Genomic DNA, 259 nt, shown 5'->3' with positions numbered 1-259 from the left:
CATCTCACCCATACTATCGCGGCAAAAGACGTACGCACGCAAGTCAATAAATTCACGATGCGCCACCAAACGTGCCTCATCATCCTTCTCCAATACGGCAGCCATACGCGCAATCTCATCAGCGCTATAATCCCCGCATTTATCAGTAAGTGCACCTACTGAGCCAAAGCTCTTAGATTCTTTAGCATGAGTTTTGGTTAGATGCAGGCGCTGAACATGATAGATAAATTGAGGTATCTCGAGGCTGGCAGGTAATGGC

The 259-nt window shown here is 47.5% G+C and carries 1 protein-coding gene; it reads right to left on the bottom strand.

Going from position 1 to position 259, the window contains the following annotated elements:
• Nucleotides 1-259: hypothetical protein (locus AAEZ03_RS27975; protein ID WP_350583182.1), on the bottom strand; the 259-nt coding region annotated here is incomplete at both ends.

The organism is Pseudomonas sp. HY2-MNA-CIBAN-0224 (assembly GCF_040310285.1).
In the GTDB taxonomy this organism is placed as follows: Bacteria; Pseudomonadota; Gammaproteobacteria; order Pseudomonadales; family Pseudomonadaceae; genus Aquipseudomonas; species Aquipseudomonas helleri.
Note: the sequence above shows the minus strand (reverse complement) of the source record. Positions and strands in the feature narration are given on the sequence as shown.